The sequence below is a fragment of the Vibrio sp. YT-16 genome (assembly GCF_033337405.1).
GTDB classification, from domain to species: Bacteria; Pseudomonadota; Gammaproteobacteria; order Enterobacterales; family Vibrionaceae; genus Vibrio; species Vibrio alginolyticus.
In genome coordinates, this window is sequence record NZ_JAWOQQ010000006.1 from 199,467 (window position 1) to 200,890 (window position 1,424).

At 38.1% G+C, this 1,424-nt stretch carries 1 protein-coding gene; it reads left to right on the plus strand.

Annotation, left to right across the window (positions count from 1 at the left end; all coding sequences use genetic code 11):
- The first annotated feature begins 249 nt into the window (after positions 1-249).
- The gene (locus R7F07_RS13060; RefSeq protein WP_029838646.1) at positions 250-636 is read left to right on the plus strand and encodes a transcriptional regulator; all 387 of its coding nucleotides are present in this window, start codon (positions 250-252) and stop codon (positions 634-636) included.
- Positions 637-1,424 lie beyond the last annotated feature (788 nt).

The following is a 1,424-nucleotide window of genomic DNA, read 5'->3' on the forward strand; positions in this document are numbered from 1 at the left end:
CATACCCATCTAGGAGAGGATCACTCCTAGACCATAGTAATTTGCTTTTAGAGATCGCTCGTAGACCTTAGGGTTGCTAAATTTAAAGGGACTCAATGAAACTAGGATATCATTGTTTCTCTTGACCTTTTGCTCATGAAAGTGACGTCCATTAGTATAGCGAATATAACTATCCACTTTTTCTTTCAGAATAGCATTGTATACACTAGGATTTTCTTATGTTTATTGTTTCGTTCTGGAAAGATAGTAATGAAAGCTCGCATTGGTATTATGTCGGAAGACCTTATTCGCAGACACATGATTAATGTGGCTGCGGGCAACACCACTCATAACAAACATATACCATCACTCTGGTTCACATCACTAGATGAAGCCTCAAAATTGCTATGTAATGAAAATATCGAGCTAATGATTCTAATGAGTAAAGAAAAGCCTGACAGCCTATCTGAGCTTGCGGAGATTAGCGGTCATCATATCCGCGAACTGTCACGAAAACTCGACTTCTTATCATCAAAAGGATTTATTCAGTTCGAGGAGAAAGGCAATGCTCGTCGCCCCATAGCTTTATTCACTGACTTTGAGATTCTTCTCGGTAAAGAATTAGAGAATACACTGCAAGAAAGCTATAGTGCATGATGCCCAACACTCGTTACTGCGGCGCATGCCGCTTAAATAGCACAGCTTTATGCTGTGCAGGTTCAAATGAAGATTGTTTTTAATACTTACCTTCGAGATCAACTTGATAGTCACCAATTACCTCTTCCAGCTCTTTTTTATGGTTCTCAGTTTCTTCAACCTACTTGTCAGGATTGTTAGAGATATCGTGCTCAAGCAAGTCAAGAAACCCATTTAGCGCAATGTCACTATCATTTGAGCCGACTTGCTCGTTATCACTGCTTTTAGCCTTAGCCTCGTTCTTAATATAAGTCTCACTCATAAAAATGTCTGCCGTAGCCCCGTAGCACAATAACAATTTCACCAGTCTCAACGATGTTGTCTAATCAAAAACATCTTAATCAGAAATATTAAAAACAATTTCAGACAGCTCAATGAAAGTGGGACGTCGTTGTTTTCCCTGACCTCTCAGATGGATTTATGAATCTTACCTAACGATGTTTATGATCGGTCAAAGGTTATCTCGAAGCTAGACTGATTTAATCTTTTTAATTTCATAACCTTAGAGTGAAAAAGATTGGTTTTTATATCGTTGTTTTCCATGATCACTGACTGCAAAAAGTGAAAGAAGCTCTATCGTTGTTTTCCCTGACCTCTAATATGCATTGTTGAATCTTACCCAACGATGTTTATGATCGGTCAAGGGTCATCTCGAAGTCAGACTGACATAACCTTTTTAATTTCATAACCTTAGAGTGAAAAAGATTGGTTTTTATATCGTTGTTTTCCATGATCACTGACTGCAAAAA